Source organism: Pseudomonas sp. Irchel s3h17, from assembly GCF_900187505.1.
Taxonomy (GTDB): Bacteria; Pseudomonadota; Gammaproteobacteria; order Pseudomonadales; family Pseudomonadaceae; genus Aquipseudomonas.
Genome location: NZ_FYDL01000039.1, coordinates 1 through 2,185 on the forward strand (window position 1 = coordinate 1; position 2,185 = coordinate 2,185).

Below are 2,185 nucleotides of genomic sequence, written 5' to 3' on the forward strand. Positions count from 1 at the left end.
CGGTATCGCCGTTGCTCAGGGTGACGGTCAGGTCTTGCTTGAGCACCTGGTCCACTTTGACGGTGAACTTCGGTGCGGCGTTTTCCAGCACGTCGCCGTTGCTTTCGATGGTGACGGTGATCTTGTCACCTTCGCCGGTCGGTTGGTCGGTGACCGTGGTGGTGTATTCGTCCTGGCCGAGGGTCAGCTTCTCGAACTGCTCGGCGCCAGAAACGCTTTCCAGTTTGTTGACGATGGCCGGCTGGCCGCCGGTGAAGATGTCGTCATTGACGGTGATGCTGGCCGAGCCAGTGGTGCTGTTCGCTGGCACGGTGATGGTGGTGCCATCACTGAGCTTGAAGGTCAGCTCGCCGTGGTTGCTCATTGGCAAGCCGGCAGCGTTGGTCAGAGTCACGGTGTAGGTGATCTGGCCACCTTCAGTAACGGTGGTTTTATCCACGGTCAGGGTGGCAGTGACTTCACTGATGGTGTCGCCGATGGTCACGCTGGCTTTGTCGCCGAGCACCAGGTTTTCGAAGGATTTACCGTCGATTACAGCGTCAGTAACACCTACTTCGACGATCTGGCCATCTTTGTAGACGTCGTCGCCCTGAGCCTTGAGCTCGTATGGGGTTTCGGTGGTGCCGGCCTTGATCACGACGGTGTCGCCGTTGCTCAGGGTCACGGTCAGGTCTTGCTTGAGCACCTGGTCCACTTTGACGGTGAACTTCGGTGCGGCGTTTTCCAGCACGTCGCCGTTGCTTTCGATGGTGACGGTGATCTTGTCACCTTCGCCGGTCGGTTGGTCGGTGACCGTGGTGGTGTATTCGTCCTGGCCGAGGGTCAGCTTCTCGAACTGCTCGGCGCCGCTGACGGATTCCAGCTTGTTGACCAGCGAAGGCTGGCCGCCGGTGAAGATGTCATTGCTGGTGACGACCGTTGCGCTGCCGGTGGTGCTGTTGGCTGGCACGGTGATGGTGGTGCCATCGGAAAGCTTGAAGGTCAGCTCGCCGTGGTTGGCCATCGGCAGGCCAGCGGTGTTGGTCAAGGTCACGGTGTAGGTGACTGAACCGCCTTCGGTGACGGTGGTTTTATCCACAGTCAGGGTGGCGGTGACTTCGCTGATGGTGTCGCCGATGGTCACGGTGGCCTTGTCGCCGAGCACCAGGTTTTCGAAGGACTTGCCGTCGACCGTGGCGTTATCGATGCCGACTTCGACGGTCTGGCCGTCTTTGTAGACGTCGTCGCCCTGAGGCTTGAGCTCGTACGGGGTTTCGGTGGTGCCGGCCTTGATCACGACAGTGTCGCCGTTGCTCAGGGTCACGGTCAGGTCTTGCTTGAGGACCTGATCCACTTTGACGGTGAACTTCGGCGCGGCGTCTTCCAGCACGTTGCCGTTGCTTTCGATGGTGACAATGATCTTGTCGCCTTCGTTGGCCGGGTTGGTCGGATCGCCCGAACCAGGCTCGTCGGTGACGACGGTGGTGTATTCGTCTTGGCCCAGGGTCAGTTGTTCAAACTGCTCGGCGCCGCTGACGGACTCCAGCTTGTTGACGATGGCCGGCTGGCCACCGGTGAAGATGTCGTCGTTGGCGGTAACGCTGGCAGTGCCGGAAGTACCGTTGGCCGGGATCTTGACCACGGTGCCGTCGGACAGGGTGAACTCCAGCGGACCATGGGTGCCCATCGGCAGGCCAGCGGCGTTGGTCAGGGTCACGGTGTAGGTGACCGAACCGCCTTCGGTGACGGTGGTTTTATCCACAGTCAGGGTGGCGGTGACTTCGCTGATGGTGTCGCCGATGGTGACGGCGGCCTTGTCGCCGAGCACCAGGTTCTCGAAGGCCTTGCCGTCGACCGTAGCGTTATCGATGCCGACTTCGACGATTTGGCCGTCTTTGTAGACGTCATCGCCCTGAGCCTTGAGCTCGTACGGAGTCTCGGTGGTGCCGGCCTTGATCACGACGGTGTCGCCGTTGCTCAGGGTCACGGTCAGGTCTTGCTTGAGGACCTGGTCGACCTTGACGGTGAACTTCGGCGCGGCGTCTTCCAGCACGTTGCCGTTGCTTTCGATGGTGACAATGATCTTGTCGCCTTCGCCGGTCGGTTGATCGGTGACGGTGGTGGTGTATTCGTCCTGACCCAGGGTCAGTTGTTCAAACTGCTCGGCGCCAGAAACGCTTTCCAGCTTGTTGACGATAGCCGGCTG

General features: G+C 60.5%; 1 protein-coding gene. It reads right to left on the reverse strand.

Annotated features, from left to right (window positions below):
• Positions 1 to 2,185: immunoglobulin-like domain-containing protein (locus CKW25_RS25875; RefSeq protein WP_371855212.1), on the reverse strand; the 2,185-nt coding region annotated here is incomplete at both ends.